The 15,671-nt window shown below is 45.8% G+C and carries 10 protein-coding genes and 1 pseudogene; 2 read left to right on the top strand and 9 right to left on the bottom strand.

All coding sequences use genetic code 11. The features are described from left to right. The 6 genes and pseudogenes from J6U00_RS06815 to J6U00_RS06790 form a co-directional block, all read right to left on the bottom strand. Positions 1 to 574: pseudogene (locus tag J6U00_RS06815) on the bottom strand (hypothetical protein); the annotation flags it as partial. 259 nt (positions 575 to 833) lie between these two features. Then, positions 834 to 4,127, bottom strand: coding sequence for an SMC family ATPase (locus J6U00_RS06810; RefSeq protein WP_296580437.1), 3,294 nt, complete (start codon positions 4,125 to 4,127; stop codon positions 834 to 836). Further along, complete coding sequence (locus J6U00_RS06805; protein ID WP_296580435.1) at positions 4,124 to 5,260, bottom strand: exonuclease SbcCD subunit D; 1,137 nt, start codon at positions 5,258 to 5,260, stop codon at positions 4,124 to 4,126. The genes J6U00_RS06810 and J6U00_RS06805 overlap by 4 nt, the downstream gene beginning before the upstream one ends. A 122-nt stretch (positions 5,261 to 5,382) precedes the next feature. Next, positions 5,383 to 5,550, bottom strand: a complete 168-nt coding sequence (locus J6U00_RS06800; protein ID WP_296580433.1) for a hypothetical protein — start codon at positions 5,548 to 5,550, stop codon at positions 5,383 to 5,385. Between the two features lie 12 nt (positions 5,551 to 5,562). Then, the gene (locus tag J6U00_RS06795) at positions 5,563 to 6,006 is read right to left on the bottom strand and encodes a GNAT family N-acetyltransferase (RefSeq protein WP_296580431.1); all 444 of its coding nucleotides are present in this window, start codon (positions 6,004 to 6,006) and stop codon (positions 5,563 to 5,565) included. Positions 6,007 to 6,063: 57 nt separating this feature from the next. Next, positions 6,064 to 7,269 carry an RtcB family protein gene (locus J6U00_RS06790; RefSeq protein WP_296580429.1) on the bottom strand — a complete coding sequence of 402 codons (1,206 nt, stop codon included), beginning with the start codon at positions 7,267 to 7,269 and terminating at the stop codon, positions 6,064 to 6,066. A gap of 532 nt (positions 7,270 to 7,801) precedes the next feature. Between J6U00_RS06790 and J6U00_RS06785 the strand changes: the two genes are divergently transcribed. Together J6U00_RS06785 and J6U00_RS06780 are read left to right on the top strand one after the other, a co-directional pair. Beyond that, entirely contained in the window at positions 7,802 to 9,385 is a 1,584-nt protein-coding gene (locus J6U00_RS06785) for an SPFH domain-containing protein (protein ID WP_296580427.1), read from the top strand. Positions 9,386 to 9,675: 290 nt separating this feature from the next. After that, positions 9,676 to 10,536 carry an AraC family transcriptional regulator gene (locus J6U00_RS06780; protein ID WP_296580425.1) on the top strand — a complete coding sequence of 287 codons (861 nt, stop codon included), beginning with the start codon at positions 9,676 to 9,678 and terminating at the stop codon, positions 10,534 to 10,536. A 40-nt stretch (positions 10,537 to 10,576) separates the two neighbouring features. Here J6U00_RS06780 and J6U00_RS06775 read toward each other — a convergent pair whose 3' ends face one another. The 3 genes from J6U00_RS06775 to J6U00_RS06765 form a co-directional block, all read right to left on the bottom strand. Then, complete coding sequence (locus J6U00_RS06775) at positions 10,577 to 12,073, bottom strand: hypothetical protein (protein ID WP_296580422.1); 1,497 nt, start codon at positions 12,071 to 12,073, stop codon at positions 10,577 to 10,579. 1 nt (position 12,074) lies between these two features. Then, positions 12,075 to 12,548 carry an RNA polymerase sigma factor gene (locus J6U00_RS06770; RefSeq protein WP_296580419.1) on the bottom strand — a complete coding sequence of 158 codons (474 nt, stop codon included), beginning with the start codon at positions 12,546 to 12,548 and terminating at the stop codon, positions 12,075 to 12,077. Between the two features lie 200 nt (positions 12,549 to 12,748). After that, positions 12,749 to 15,671, bottom strand: a 2,923-nt coding sequence (locus J6U00_RS06765; RefSeq protein ID WP_296580417.1) for an endo-1,4-beta-xylanase, incomplete at its 5' end; no start/stop codon positions are given.

The following is a 15,671-nucleotide window of genomic DNA, read 5'->3' as shown; positions in this document are numbered from 1 at the left end:
CTTCCTTTTTTGGAGGCTCGGACTTCTTTTCCTCAGTCTTAACTTCCTTTTTTGGAGGCTCGGACTTCTTTTCCTCAGTCTTGACTTCCTTTTTTGGAGGCTCGGACTTCTTTTCCTCAGTCTTAACTTCCTTTTTTGGAGGCTCGGACTTCTTTTCCTCAGTCTTGACTTCCTTTTTTGGAGACTCCGGCTTCTTATCCTCTGCTTTCACATCCTTATTTGGGAGCTCTGGCATTTTTACTTCCGGCTTTTCCTCCTTATTGTAAGGCTCAAGCTTCTTCTCCTCTGCCTTAACTTCCTTATTGGAGAGCTCGGGCATTTTTGCTTCCAGCTTTTCCTCCATCTTTGGAGATTCAGGCTTATTTTCGACAGGCTTTTTCACGGGCTTTGCTTCTGCTAGCTTTACTTCTGCTTCAACAGGGTGATGCGCCTTTACAGCCCTTACCTTTACTATCTTTGCTTTCTTGGGAGCTTTACCACTCTCTGCTGCTCGTTTTTCTTCTAAGCAGTAGGGACAGGTCTCGTATTTATCAGCATCATAATAATGCTTCTCGGGACAACTTGTCATTTTCATTCTGTTATCACTCCATGTCTCATTTTCTGCATTCCTAATTTTTACCAAAAAATGAATTCAACAATATAATTATATCATTTCGTAAGGAAAAAATCAACAAACAGAGCCGCAATAGCCATATTTTTGTAAGAAATAACAGAATCGCGCTTTTCAGTAGCCATAAAACAGGGCTTTGATGAATTTATTTTGCACACGATTTAGACATTATGCACAAACCAGTCATTGTAAAAAGCCCGCAGTTATAAAAACTGCGGACTTTTTAGACTATTAATTCTGCACGGCTTCCGCCATCCTTGTCCTTGGTGACTACTATCTGCTTGTCGATACGCTGTTTCAGCGCCTGTACATGGGAAATTATACCCACAAGGCGATTGCCGTCGGATAGTCCTGCAAGGGCACGCATAGCCTGCTCTATGGAATTCTCGTCAAGAGAGCCAAAGCCCTCGTCCACAAACATGGTATCAAGCCTTATGCCTCCTGCGGAGCACTGTATCTCATCGGAAAGTCCAAGCGCCAGCGAAAGGGATGCCTTGAATGATTCTCCGCCCGAAAGTGTCTTTACGCTCCTGACTGAGCCGTTATAATGGTCAATGACGTCAAGTTCAAGTCCGACTTGTGTGCGCTTCTCCTCATATTCCGTCCGTCTTGCAAGAGTGTACTGTCCGTCTGTCATAACGGTCAGGCGCTGATTCGCGCGACGGATTATCCTGTCAAAATACGATGTCTGTATATAGGTCTCCAGCATGAATTTGCTCTGCTCCGACAGCTTTCCGTTGGCGGTATCTGACAGATTTTTCACCAATGCATACTGCGCTTCGAGCTCCATGAGCTTCTCGGAGCCGTTCGTTATGTTTTCAAGAGCGGTGCCGTTCACCTCAAGCCTTGTATGCAACTGCCTAAGCTTAGCCATGATCTGAGTCTTTTCTGCTGTTAGCCGTGACCTTTCAGTTGTCGCCTTTTCACCGTCTATATCGGCATGATCCTCAATCTGCAAATTCAGCTGATCCAGTCTTCCTGACAATCCGGAGATTTCCTTTTCACACTCGTTGAGCGCTTTTTCAGCCGTTTCATAAGCAGATTTTATCTCCGCACACTTCTTTTGTAGCGATACAACGCATATAGCAGCGTTCTCACCGCTCTCAAAGCGAAGACCGCTGCGCATCTCCATAAGCTGCACACCTATCTCAGTGAGCCTGCTGTCCGAAGCCGCCTTCTTAGCGGTCAGCTCAGTAAGCCTCTCATTCAGTCCGTTTATCTCGTCTTCAAGCTCGGGCAGAGCCTTTTCCAGCACGGCTTTTCGGGCAGCCCTTTCCTGTTCCGCTGAAAGCTGCGCCTCTATCCCTGCCCTACGAGCCGTGAGGGCAAGTCTCTCAGAAACTATGCTGTCACGGGCATTTTCAAAGAGACAGTCACCGATGATATCCTCTATGCCTTTTTCTGCTGCCGCACGGAGCTGCTTCAGCATTCCCTCGGAGGTATCGCATTTGCTCCTGAACTTTGCAAGCTCCGTGTCTGACTCGGATACTGCTGCCATAGTGCCGGCTTCCTGCTTCTCTTTTGACAATATCTCAGCAGTTAGCCTTTCCTTTTCAGAAATGAGCTTTTCTGTCTCAGTAAGCTTTTTCGAGACCTTACTAAGCTGTGCACGGCAGTCCTCCATCTCTCTGCCGCAGTACTCTGCCCCCTCAGCTATACCGCAACCGAGGAGCCCAGAAAGCCTTACAGTAAGTGACTTTTCCAGCTCATCTGCTTTTGCCTTAACAGTAGAGGCTTCGGTGCTGTTCCTTTCAGCAGCTTGGCGAGCCTTTTCGAGCTCCTTCTTCACTACTTCAAGCTCGTGCTCCGTCGGAGCTCCCACCTGTTTTTTCGCAGGCGAAGGGTGCTCCCGTGAACCGCACACTGGACATGGCTCCCCGTCCTTAAGGCTCTCTGCAAGCACTCCAGCTCTATCATCGAGGAAGGCTCTGTAGCCCTGCTCGTACCTTTCGGAAAGGCGCTTTACCTTGTCTGCTGCCTCACTGTAGAGCTTCGAGGCTTCATCGCGCTGACTGAATCGCTTTTCACATTCCTTTATGTCCTCCGAAAGCGCTTTAAGCTCGGCAGAACGCTTCTCCAGCCCTTCAAGGCTTCTCAGCAACTTTTCTTTTTCCGCTTCGCTGCCCTCTATCTCGGAGCGCCGCTTTTTCAAGATGTATATCTCCCCAGTAAGCGCCTCGCACTTTTTCACAAGGCTGTCGTGTTCAGCCTGATATTCCTTATACTCTGCGTTCTGCTCCCTTACCTTTATGCAGTTGCTCTCATAATCACCGAGTAGCTTCGCTAGGTCGTAAAGTTCGGAGGCTCTGCGAACCAGCTCACTTTTTTCCGCTGTGAGCTGAGCCTTGTTCTCCGCCGTCCCCTCAAGGGTAGCAAGTTCCTTTTTCATGGATATACGCTTCTTCTCGCGTTCGTTCTTTTCGACTACTCCCTTGTCAAGCTCCGCCGATACCGCGGAAAGGCTCTCCTTTATTTCCGAAAGCTGCCTTTCCAGCTCAGCTGCCTTTGCGTACTGCGGCATTTCAGCTTCAAGTGAGGCTATCTCTCCCCTCAGCCTTTCAATCTCCGGCTGACGTGCCTTCAACTTTTCAAAGCTTTCCTCAAATAATCTGCAACGCTCCCTAAGGTCGATGAGCTGTCTTGAAGCACGTTCCCTCTCAGCAGTAAGCTTTGCCTTTTCCTCTGCTTTGGATATTCGTCCATTCACCTCAGCTAGCCTCTCGTCCAGCTCCTCCCCCTCATGGGTATACACCTCGGATTGAGCCCTGTCACGTGTCATGAGCTTGTTTACCGTCTCTCTGATATACTCCACTAGAGGGAGCTCCTCCTTGAGTCTTGCGACCTCCTCTGCATATTCATCCTCTTCTCCGCATACTATGCCGCTGACATACTGCTTCAGTCCCTCGCGCCGGCTGTCACACTCGCTTTTAAGGGCTCCGCACTCCTGCCTGAGAGCTTCCTGTAGGGTCTGATAGTTTTTGGTGCTGAAAATATGCCTTAGTATCTCACGGCGCTGAGAGGTGTCCTCAGTTATGAGCTTCATGAAATCGCCCTGAGCTATCATGGCTATCTGCTTGAACTGCTTCTCCGTGAGTCCGACGACATCAGCAACAGCTGTATCCACCTCTCTTTTACCTGATAATACTCTGCCGTCTGGATAGGTGAATTCCGAGCTTGCAGGCTGCTGAGCAACTCCTCCGCCCCTCTTTGCCTGCCGCTCATAAGCAGGATTGCGCTTTATTTTATAGCGCTTGCCTGCGTAGTCGAATATGAGCTCCACATAAGTGGGAGTATCAAGTGAGGCGTACTTCGACCTGAGCATACTGTCATCGTCGCGGTTCTCTCCGCTGGCACTGCCATAGAGAGCATAGGTTATGGCATCAAATATAGTTGTCTTACCTGCACCTGTATCTCCGGTTATGAGATAAAGTCCCTTATCACCGAGTACTTCGAGGTCAAGTATCGTCAGTCCAGAATAAGGGCCAAAACCAGATATTTCAAGTCTTATCGGTCTCATTGTTCTCCCTCCCATATCCTTTCGATAAGCGACTGCATCAGCTGGCGCTGGGGCTCAGACATATCTCCGCCGTTGCTGAACCTGTAGAACTCCTCAAAAAGCTCGATAGGCTGTTTATTTTCAGCCTCTGCTGCCTCAATACTGTCATGAGCACTCCTTGTGCGGCGATTGTCGTACTCTACGATCATTATATTTGGATATACCGTGCGGAGCTTTCCCATAACTTCGGGAATCTCTTCCTCATCGGTGAGAACAACGCGAAGATAGTCCTCTGTATTTCCACTACCGCTGAACTCCTTCGATATTACTTGCTCAAAGCTTCCGCGAATCTCACGCATATCACGCAGCGGCACAAGTGGCACAGTTTTAATGGAAAGGCTTCTCTTTTCGCCTATCTCTCCCACCGTCACAGACTTCACCTGCTTTACCTCGGAAAACGAGTATTTCAGTGGCGTTCCGCAGTAGCGTATTCGATCGCTGCCTACGTTCTGAGGTCCGTGGATATGTCCGAGAGCAACGTAGTCGAAGCCGTCAAAAGCGGAACTGTCAACGTTGTCGCTGCCACCTACAGATATCTCCTCGGAGTCACTCTTTTGCGCTCCAGTTACAAACTGGTGCGTAATAAGGATATTACGCTTGGAAAAATCTATGTCCATTGCTTCTATTGCCGCATTTATTGCGTCGGTGTAGCTTTCCACAGAAGTGTCTGAAAAAAAACTTCTAACCGTCACTGGCTTTATAAATGGCAGCATATAGACGCACAACTCACCGTACTCGTCCCTAAGCACAGTGGGCGCAATTTTACCGCTGTATACTGGCGATAAATGTATGCCACTCTTTTCCATGATATGACTGCCGAAAGCGATACGCTCCGCAGAATCGTGATTTCCGCTTATGGCAAAGACATGCCCAGTCATTCCGGATACTCTTGTAAGAAAATTATCAAAAAGGCGCACCGCTTCCGCAGAAGGCACCGGCTTATCATATATGTCACCTGCTATTATAACAAGATCGGGGCTCTCGTTCTCAATAACAGAACATATCTCATTCAGGATATGCTCCTGATCCCCGATCAATGAAAATTCATTAAGTCTCTTTCCGAGGTGGAGGTCGGACAAATGTATAAATTTCATAAAAACTCCCCCTTGCCAATTGCTGTTAATAAAATTATATCCTGTTTACGCTACAATGTCAACGCGATTTCAATATGGTAATATAAACAAATGCACAGTCCTGAGGCTGTGCATTGTGACAGTTATTCTTCGTAGCTTTTTGGATGCTTAGGCTTACGCCTGTAGCGCCTTTTGTCTGTATCCACCACCTTTGTGGCTGGGTCAACGCCGTTCCAGCTTCCTCTCTTTGAAGAGTCCACCTTCTTTTTATCCTTTTTGCTCATTTTATCGTATGATACAAATTTATCCATAATTCTCTCCATTCAGATTTCTTTTACGAAAAGATGTTCTTTATCACCATATATAGTATCATAGTCTCCAACGAAGACAAAATCGTACTTTTCGTACAAGTCTTTTTCGCTGCTCATAATATAGATCTTGGCAAATCCGATGCTTTTGGAATATTCACCTACTTTGCATATCATCTTTTCGGATATTCTCCTACCTCTAAAAGCTTCGTCAACAAATACAAAACCTATCAGTGGCTTATATGGGTATTTCGACTCAAGCTCGTCCTTTTCAGTAAGTGTACAGAATCCTATAATCTTATCGCCATCAAAGGCGGCAAAAACACGCTCCCAGTCATTGAATGAATTGCTTTTCATTAACTCTGCGAGATACTTGCCTCCCCTCCAGGAACACTTTTCAGCAAAAGTAGCGACGTCTCTCCATTTTTTATGTGAATTTGAAAGTATTTGTATATCCATTAATTCTCCTGTAAATCAAGTTATTGTAAGAATACCCAAGGGACATCCCGACGTTGTTTACTCATCACCCGCCTTGAAATTATATATTGGCTTGATGACCTCGTTTATTTCAACCGTATCGCAGATATTGTCCACTATGTCTTTCATTGATTTATAAGCCATGGGGCACTCGTCAAGCGTCTGCGCGTTGACAGATGTCGTATATATGCCGTTCATCTGCTTTTTGTACTCAGAAACTGTGAAGTTCTGCTTCGCCTGTGAACGCGACATAAGCCTACCTGCGCCATGTGGCGCTGAAAAGTTCCAGTCGGGATTGCCCTTACCTGTGCAGATAAGGCTTCCATCACGCATATTTATTGGTATAAGAAGCTTCTCCCCAGTCTGCGCGGACACTGCCCCCTTCCTGAGTATCATTGTCTCTGTGTCGATGTAGTTATGTATCGTCGTAAACTGCTCCTCAACATGGAGGTGCATACCCTTTATTAGCTCGTCCATCATCGCTTGACGATTCAGCATAGCGAACTGCTGTACTATCTTCATATCGTGAATATACTGCTCAAAAAGCTCATCCTCACAGTAGGCAAGGTGCTTGGGAACGTTAGTGGTCTTAGTATTGTTCAGCTTTTTCAGTTCGGACTGTATCTGCTTCTGCTTTCCCTCCGCCTTGAGACGTTCGATAAGCTCAGCCTCTTCCTTATCAGAACTCCTGTTGAGCCGCCTGTAAGCCTCATTCTGGTAGTACCTTGCCACCTCTACACCAAGATGACGTGAACCCGAGTGGATAACTATATATATACTTCCGTCCTCACCTTTGTCGGCTTCGATAAAGTGGTTTCCACCACCGAGAGTTCCGACGCTCTTCTCTGCGCGAAGAGGGTCTATATGCTCAATGCAGAAAAGCTCTGCAAGGTTGATCCTTTCGGTATAGCGGTGAGACTTTTCACGTATCGCAAAGCCAGAGGGAATCCTCTCATAAATTAGCTTGTCAAGCTTTTGAAGCTCGATATGCTTTTCCTTAAGTCTTACAGTCTCCATTCCGCAGCCGATATCCACACCGACCAGATTTGGGATGACCTTATCCGTTATCGTCATGGTAGTGCCTATAGTACAGCCTGCACCTGCATGAACATCTGGCATTATCCTTATCCTTGAACCTGCGCTGACAGACTGGCTGCAAAAGGCTATTATCTGAGCGATAGCGTCCTGCTCAATAATATCTGTAAAGACCTTTGCAGAATTGTATTTTCCGTTTAATTCTATCATACTCTTTCCTTTCCAGGTCTGCCCGAACGCAACAAAAAAGCACCCCCGTAGGAGTGCATAATGCTCTGTATACGCAAAAACTCAGCACTTGGCTGAACATTTCGGGCAAACTCCATGCTTGTTTTCAATAGTATTAAATTTTGGCATCTTATAAAAGCTTTTGAACATTGTCATGGTGTTCACCGTCCTTTCGTAGAATATGGAACTATTATAATAGGGAATATTTTCAAAGTCAAGGCATATAAAAAACTGTAATCAAACTGTAATAATTAGCCAAAGAGGATAAAAACAAGTATTTTTGAGCTCGCAGGTTCCTGAAACTGTATATGCGGTTCATATGAACTTGTAACTGAGATGCATTCTTCTGTGCATTATGCATAAAAACAATATTACTCTTATACGAAGTGTATTTTTTGTAGTGTATTGACAAATAAGTAAAAATCATATATAATAACATCATGCAGTTGAAACACGTCAGCTGCTGTAGTTTGGTGCTCCGCATAAGCACATTTACTATGATATGGAGGTTTATATGTTAAACAATTTCAACATGATGGCTCTTATGACAGAGGACATCAACTTGGGCGCAATCATTCCAATCGGAATCGGTATCATCGTCCTTCTCATTATTATTTTCACCGGCTACATCAAGGCTCCGCCGGATACAGCTTACATAATCTCTGGTCTCAGAAAGAAGATCATAATCGGTAAAGCAAGTATTCGTATCCCGTTCTTTGAGCGTGTAGATAAACTGAAACTCCAGCTCATTGCTGTTGACGTAAAGACTTCAAGCGCTGTTCCTACAGCTGACTATATCAACATTAACGTTGACGCAAACGTAAACGTTAAGGTAAGCAGCGATCCGATGCTCATAAAGCTCGGTGCTGAGAACTTCCTTAACAAAGACACCGCTTATGTTGCAAAAGTCGCAAGAGAGGTACTTGAAGGTAATATGCGTGAGATCGTTGGTCAGATGTCACTTGAGGCTATGGTCAATGACCGCAAGGCATTTGCTGAAAAGGTTCAGGAGAACGCTGCTCCCGACCTAAATAGAATGGGACTTGAAATAGTTTCCTTCAATGTTCAGAACTTCACAGACGACCAGAACCTTATTGAGAATCTCGGTATCGACAACACCACAAAGATTCAGAAGAAAGCTGCTATCGCACGCGCTGAGTCTGAAAAGGAGATTGAGATTGCCAAGGCTCAGGCTAAAAAAGAAGCCAATGACGCTAAGATACTCGCTGAAACAGAGATTGCTCAGAAAAATAACGAGCTTGCTATCCGTCAGGCAGAACTCAAGAAGGAGGCTGATACTCAGCTTGCTATTGCAGACGCTGCTTACGAGATCCAGAGAGAGGAACAGCGTAAGTCCATTGAGGTATCAAAGGCTAACGCTAACATCGCCGCTTCCGAAAAGGACGTTGAGCTCAAGGCTCGCGAGGCAGAGGTAACTGAAAAGGCTCTCGATGCTCAAATCAAGAAGAAAGCCGAGGCTGACCGCTACAAGGCTCAGCAGGAGGCTGACGCAAGACTCTACCAGTTCAAGAAAAAGGCTGAAGCTGACCGTTTCCAGCGTGAGCAGGAGGCTGAGGCTCAGAAAGCTGAGGCTGAAGCTCAGAAATTCGCTAAGATGCAGGAGGCTGAGGGTATCGCTGCTGTAGGTAAGGCTGAAGCGGACGCTATCCGCGCTAAGGGACTTGCTGAGGCTGAGGGTATCAATGCTAAGGCTGAGGCTATGAAGAAGTACGGCGAGGCTGCTGTGCTTGAAATGTACTTCAAGGCTCTGCCCGAGGTCGTAAAGAATGCTGCTACACCTCTTGCCAATGTTGACAAGATCACAATGTATGGCGACGGCAACTCCAGCAGACTTGTAGGCGACATCATCGGTTCTACCACAAAGATCACTGACGGTCTTACAGCTGCTACTGGCGTTGACATCAGAGCTCTGCTCGCTGGATTCCTTGGCGGAAAGGCAGCAACTCCACAGAACAGTGAAGCTGAAGTCAAAGCTGAAACTGCAACAGATACATCGGCAGATTACTACCAGGAGTATCCGAATTATGGCACTGATTATTCAGATTATACTACCGATCCCGATACACCTGAACTGTAATATATTTTGCATGATTATTTATCCCCTGACGATATGCGGTCGTCAGGGGATTTTTGTCGTTATGCTGTAATTTTAATGTAATTTTAATGTAATTTTTTATCTGTTTGTACATCTATATTGCGCAAATTTTGGTTAGTCTATTTGTATAGTTTTCACAAAGTTGTACAAAAAGCATTTACAAAACACGAAATACAGGTTATAATGGTATTAGTACAAAAACACAGCACAAGCATAAAGACAGCAATATTTGGTCATAACCTCTGATCAATGCTCAGAGGGGGGGTATTAAAATGATAAAACATCTTTCGGGTGAATTTGAAACTGTTGAGTATGACACTCAAAAATATGCCATGCTGTACGATAACGTTCAGACCGAAGAGTATCCTGTACACTGGCATAATGCGGTCGAGCTTATCATGCCTTTGAAGAATGAATATACTGTTACTGTAAACGGGATAGACTATCCGATCCCCGAAAACGATGTTCTCATCGTCCCGCCCTGCGAGCTTCACAGTATGCCCGCTATTCCGGGACGGCGTATCATTTTCCAGTGCGACAACAGTATCCTCGGCGAAATATCGGCTCTTGAACCGGTAATGCGCTCCCTTAACGCTCCTGTGCTTATATGCGCAGATATGGATAAGGAGCTGCACGTTCTGGCGAAAAAGACCATGCTCGATATACTTTCGCTCTACAACTCCAAGTCGGAGCTTGCAGACGTCAAGATATACGTCAAGGTGATAGAGCTCTTCATGGCTCTGAGAGAGTACCAGTTGGAGCAGCAGAAGATTGTCATGGACTGCGACGACGAAAAGATCGACGAGTACAGCGAAAAGTTCGGTACCGTACTGAAATATATCGACAATAACTATATGTACGATATCACGCTGGAACAGCTTGCCGACGTAGCTGGCTACAGCAAGTACCATTTCTCGCGTATCTTCAAGCAATATAACGCTATGTCATATTTGCAGTACATAAACGCACGGCGTACCAAGGCGGCGGAGCTTCTCCTGCTCGACCCGAGCATACCGATCACGGAGGTGGCAATGCGTTCCGGCTTCAAGAGCCTGACCACCTTCAACCGTATCTTCAAGGAGATAAAGCACTGCACGCCTACGGACTTCAAAAAGCTGTATGCATTAAGGTAAAAGCAGACCGCACATCTTATGATGTGCGGTTTTTTGTTTATTATGCAAAATTACGTATAAACTGTAAAGCTTCAAGTCCTTCTGCGCTGTATAAGGTTACATTTTCTTCCATTGCACTGTTAGAAGATCTCTTAACAGCGATCAGGCTGCTGTCCTTTGAAATATACAGTATAGTATGCTCCTGTTTCTCACTGTCATAGAGCTGTATCTGTGAAAATCCGAATTCATCATTCCATTTTTTCCCTTCGAGCCGTCCGAATGTGTTTGGAACGATATCCTTGACCTCATGCTCGCTGAAATAATTCTTCACCGTCAGAAACTGATCATTATCAAGGTCTTGTTTATTCCAGCCGCCATTTTCATCGCACCAGACAACAAGAGCTCCGCTATCGTAACTGTTAAAGAAATCGACGATCCTGTTATAATCTGCCATATCCTGTGCGCCTTCTTCAACATTATCGTTTCCTACATAATCATACACTTCCAAAAGCTTTTCGCCAAATCCTGTATCATTGCAGTTATAATATTTCTTGTCGCTCTTTTCAGGATCTGCTTCTTCATTGATAAGTTTTTCGCTATAAACGCAGGTATAACCATCATAAGTTGTCATGAGATACGTTATATTATCTCCCGTTCCACATAAAACAGTAAAATAATCCCTGCTTGGTTCAGTAAAATCAAAATCAATGAATTTATCAGGACAGTCGCACTCAGTCCACATCTGCGAGTTGTAGATTTCGATCATCTTTTCAATCTTTTCATTTGTTGTTTCATAAAGACCGAAATTATTAAATGGAAATGCACCAAATGCAGTATTAAGTATGTCTGTAAAAGGTGATTCTGTTGTTTCCTCGGCAAGTATCGCCTGTACTCCTCTGTCAAAGGCGTCAAAGTCTACCTTATACCACTTACTGTTCTCGGTGAGAGGCATCTGACCACCTGTCTCAAAGTCCATCATACTCTCCTGATAGGACACATAGCCGTCGTTTGCAATATGAAGATCACACTCGACCGGCGGGGTATTGCCTCTTGTCCACCTGATATCGTATACCGGTTCCTCAACGTCAGCATCTATGTCTCTTCCCTCAGGTTTCTCCACAGGGGCGCCCCAGTCGAACTTATTGAGGAAATCCGAAAGCTTTGCGTAGGTCTCGGCTGTGTATTTGCCGTATTTGCCGTCGCCTGCGTCAAATCTGTACTCGAATGTACTGAAATCAACGAATGTTAAACTTTTGCACTCTGGTTCATCTATCATCCCAGCGCCGGGTATATGAGCGCTGCGCTGATTGTGGAGAAATACTCCCGCAGCACCAAGTCCGCCTACAAGAACTGCGCAGGCTGCTACAGTGCTGATAGTCCTGATTATATGGCTTCCCGGATTTACGCGCTCTGATGAGCTTACAACATCGATATAGCCGTCGTTATCACTGGTATCAGGTCTTTTCTTCTCCGCAGCTTCGCAGGCATTGATGATACGCGCCTTCATGTCCTCGGGCATTTTTATCTTATCTGCCGCTATTTTAAGCTTTTTATCCATATTACATATACTCCTTTCTGTATTTTTCTTCCAGCAGCTTTCTGCCCCTTGACAGGCGCATTTTTGCTGCCGAAAGGCTTATTCCCATGATATCTGCTGTCTCGTCCACCTTGTAACCTTCTATATAAAAGAGCATGAGCGGAGTTTTGTACTTTTCTGGAAGCTCCATAAGAGCGTCAAGTATCCCGCTGTCCTCTTTCTCTATAGCATAACCGAGGAGGAGTTCCTCACTTTCGGTCTTGTGCCTTGTACGATATCTCAGCATATCACGGCATTTATTTGTAGCTACAGTGATAAGCCATGCTTTTTCATGCTCGCCGCTGCTGAAATCAGGAGACTTCTGCACGTATTTTATAAATGTCTCCTGCACAGCATCCTCTGCGTCAGCAGTATTCCCAAGCGAAAGCAGGCATATCCTATACAGCATATCGCCGTATCTTTCGACCGCCTCGCGAGCGCAGCCGCATTTTTGCATATCCATCAGCTCCTTTCACTATAGACACGTATCGGAGTATGACATGGTCACATATATTATATCATTTTTTCTGTAAAAATGAAAAGACAGCCGATTTTCACCGACTGCCTTTCAGGGGATATTAAAATTTGGAGAAATCTTAATTAGTGTGCCGGCCACCGATACTGCGACCGGCACGATTTTTTATTCCCAATAGCGGATTATGCTCTTGTATGAACCTGACCGCCTGCAAGAGTCTTGCCGTGAGCTGCTGCCATATCAGAGATGTTTACGTTCTGGTAACCATTCTGAGCGAGCCAAGGAAGAACTTCCTCCATAGCTGCTGCTGTTGTCTGGTAGTTCTCGTGGCAGAGTACGATAGCACCCTCAAGTGAACCGTTCTGTGCAGCCTGCTTGATCTTGTTTACGATAGCATCCTTAGAAGCATTGTTCCAGTCCTCTGTGTCGATTGCACAGCTGATAAGCGGTACATCGTAAAGTGCTGACTGAACTGTTCCGTTGCTCTCGAGATAAGGTAATCTCATGAGGTGTGAAGGCTCAGTGCCAATAATGCTCTTGAGCTTGCTGTTGCACTGCTCCCACTCGCTTCTAATCTGAGATGAACCCATTGAACCGAGGTGAGGATGTGACTGAGTGTGGTTAGCAACTTCCATGCCGTTCTCATACTCATACTGAATCTGCTGATTTGTCTTGATCCAGCTACCTACGTTGAAGAATGTAGCTGTCATGTTGTTCTTGATAAGAGCATTGATGATTCTGTAACCAGGATCATTTGTGCTCTGAGCTGATGCACCGTCGTCGAACGAGATAGCGCAGAGCTTCTTGGTAGGATCAACCTGACCGCCGCTGCTCTTAGGAGGCTCACCGACTGTGCCCTTGCCTGTCTCAACTGATGACTGAACGCCCTCAGTACCTGCAAGTACTTCATCAAGATAGAAGTTCATTGTATCGCCTGAGCTCTCGATAGTCTCTACATAGAGGAGCATATCGCCTGAGTTGTCAGGGATAGTGAATGATGTATTCTCAAGCTTTGTCCATACGCCGTCCTTACAAGTTGCCTTGGCGATAGGTGTATAAACTGCTGAGTTGCCGTCACCCTGCTGGAGTGAGAGCTGGAATGTAGCGTCCTTTCCAGACTGCTGAAGAACAGCAGCGCTGAAGCTATATGTCTGACCAGCTACGAAATCTGAGCCGAGGCTGTATGCAGCACCGTTCCACTCGGCTGATCTGCCGGAAACATAAAGTGACTTACCTGAATAGAAGCTGTCTGAGCTTACATCTACAGAAGCATTTCCTCTGCCTGACCAGCTATCTGTGCTCGAATCAAAGGAGCTCTTGAAAATAGTCTTTGCAGCAGGCTTTGTAGTTGTAGTAGTTGTTGTTGTCTCTTCCTTAGCTGTTGTAGTAGTAGTCTTGGGAGCATCTGTAACAACTGATGCTATATTGTCTGAGTAGCTCTCGGGAAGCTTTGTTGTAAGTCCGAGGAGGAACTTCTGGATAGAATAAGCATCGTTTGTTGTGATGCCGCTGCCAGCCTCATAAACATCAGCATTGTACTTGCCCTGATCTGTGAGTTTGTACTTGTTGGGGTTAGCAAGTGCCTGCATGATGAGTACTGCATCGCCCATATCAATACCGTTATCACAGTTAGCGTCACCCCACTTGGAAACCTTAGAGTCGAGAGCCGACTTAGGATCCTGTGTGGTCGTGCTTGTTGTTGTAACAGTTGTTGTAGTTGTTGTAGTTGTTGTGGTAGTAGTTGTAGTTGTAACTACACCATAATTAGGATCGGGTGGATCGATCTTGCTTGCCAGAGCTATAATATCTTTATAGAATGACTTAGCCTGATAGTTGCTGAACGGAAGCGGTGAACCACCATTCTGGTTAGCTCTCCAGCTTCTCTCATCTGTTGTACCCCAAAGAGTAAGGGTTGAGATGTTAGCAGCATTCTTCATAGCAACCTCAAAAATCTGAGGATAAAGTGTTCCGTTGGAACCTGTGCTGTTTGTGATATCAAGCTCTGTGATCTGAACGTCGAGACCGAGAGCTGCGAACTTCTTGAGTGCTGTCTCAAACTCGCTTGCTGAAGGATACTTGGAATCAAGGTGAGCCTGCATACCGATACCATCGATATAGTCGCCTTCCTTCATGACTGTCTTAGCCATATTTACAAGGTCGTTTGTCTTAGCGCTCATGTATTCGTTATAATCGTTAAGATAAAGCTTACAATCCGAAGGAGCATACTGTCTTGCATACTTGAATGCGTTTACAACGAACTCAGAGTTGCCTTCGCCATATACTCTTACCCAGTTGGAATTTGAAGCAGGTCTCATTCCGCCACCGTCGTTAACGAAGAGTTCGTTACATACGTCATAAGAATGAAGCTTGAGGTTCGGGAACTGACTCTTAAGAGCGCTGAATGTGTTCTTTATCATGCTCTCAAGACGCTTGTTCATTCTGTCCTTGGAAACAGTACCGCCGTTATCCTGGAACAGTGAACCCGGAGTCTGGCTGTACCATACGAAGGTATGACCACGAACACCGATGCCGTTCTGCTCAGCGAACTTAAGGATATTGCTTGCAGCATTAAGGCTGATATTTACATTATCTCCGTTTACACCTGCAACAATTGAATCAGGCTTCATTTCGTTCTCACAGGTTACTGAGTTGTAGTTCTTCTTGATGAACTGCTGAGCCTGTGAATTGCCGATTTCGTTACCGCTTACAGAAGTACCGAGACGGAAGTACGGTCCCATATAATCCTTGAAGCCGTCACCGCCCTTAGTGTATGTATAGTCAAGATTCTGATGTGCGCGAACACCTGTATAGCTGCCGCTGCTGCTTCCACCGCCAGTTGTAGAACCACCGCCAGTTGTAGAACCGCCGCCAGTTGAGCCGCCACCTGTAGTTGTGTCACCAACCTTGCCCTGACCTGTTACTACAGACGAAGACTTGCCGGACTTGGATACCTGAACTGCGTCTACGAAGAAGTCGCAGAGGTCACCTGAGCTCTCAGGAGTCTCAATGTAGAGGATAAGGTCACCGGAATTTGAAGGAATGGTGAATTTAGTATTTTCAAGCTTTGTCCACTCGCCGCTTTTAGCTGTACAATCAGCGATCTGT

Source organism: Ruminococcus sp. (genome assembly GCF_017650195.1).
In the GTDB taxonomy this organism is placed as follows: Bacteria; Bacillota; Clostridia; order Oscillospirales; family Ruminococcaceae; genus Ruminococcus.
This window is presented reverse-complemented; position numbering and strand designations above follow the sequence as displayed.

What these genes read in the sequence shown, in the direction of transcription:
- J6U00_RS06775 (WP_296580422.1), bottom strand. Translation starts at nt 12,073, where the DNA reads ATGGATAAAAAGCTTAAAATAGCGGCAGATAAGATAAAAATGCCCGAG.
- J6U00_RS06800 (WP_296580433.1), bottom strand. Translation starts at nt 5,550, where the DNA reads ATGGATAAATTTGTATCATACGATAAAATGAGCAAAAAGGATAAAAAG.
- J6U00_RS06790 (WP_296580429.1), bottom strand. Translation starts at nt 7,269, where the DNA reads ATGATAGAATTAAACGGAAAATACAATTCTGCAAAGGTCTTTACAGAT.
- J6U00_RS06810 (WP_296580437.1), bottom strand. Translation starts at nt 4,127, where the DNA reads ATGAGACCGATAAGACTTGAAATATCTGGTTTTGGCCCTTATTCTGGA.
- J6U00_RS06805 (WP_296580435.1), bottom strand. Translation starts at nt 5,260, where the DNA reads ATGAAATTTATACATTTGTCCGACCTCCACCTCGGAAAGAGACTTAAT.
- J6U00_RS06780 (WP_296580425.1), top strand. Translation starts at nt 9,676, where the DNA reads ATGATAAAACATCTTTCGGGTGAATTTGAAACTGTTGAGTATGACACT.
- J6U00_RS06795 (WP_296580431.1), bottom strand. Translation starts at nt 6,006, where the DNA reads ATGGATATACAAATACTTTCAAATTCACATAAAAAATGGAGAGACGTC.
- J6U00_RS06770 (WP_296580419.1), bottom strand. Translation starts at nt 12,548, where the DNA reads ATGCAAAAATGCGGCTGCGCTCGCGAGGCGGTCGAAAGATACGGCGAT.
- J6U00_RS06785 (WP_296580427.1), top strand. Translation starts at nt 7,802, where the DNA reads ATGTTAAACAATTTCAACATGATGGCTCTTATGACAGAGGACATCAAC.